The organism is Cupriavidus sp. SIMBA_020, assembly GCF_046535395.1.
Taxonomy (GTDB): Bacteria; Pseudomonadota; Gammaproteobacteria; order Burkholderiales; family Burkholderiaceae; genus Cupriavidus; species Cupriavidus campinensis.
In genome coordinates this window covers 1-241 of record NZ_JAWRWU010001524.1, presented here as the reverse complement: position 1 = coordinate 241, position 241 = coordinate 1, and the positions used below count along the sequence as shown (strand labels likewise).

Sequence of the window (241 nt, the reverse complement as noted above, 5' to 3'; positions counted from 1 at the left end):
CCGCTACCTGGTCCGCATCGCCGAAATGCGCGAGAGCAACCGCATCATCCGCCAGTGCGTGGAATGGCTGCGCAACAACCCGGGCCCGGTCATGATCGAGAACCACAAGATCGCCCCGCCCAAGCGCACCGCCATGAAGACCAACATGGAAGAGCTGATCCATCACTTCAAGCTCTTCACCGAAGGTTTCCACGTGCCCCCGGGTGAAGCGTTCGCCTCGGTGGAGCACCCCAAGGGCGAG

Annotated in this window: 1 pseudogene; it reads left to right on the top strand. The window is 62.7% G+C overall.

The features are described 5' to 3' along the window. Nucleotides 1-241: pseudogene (locus tag SB751_RS34690) on the top strand (NADH-quinone oxidoreductase subunit D); the annotation flags it as partial.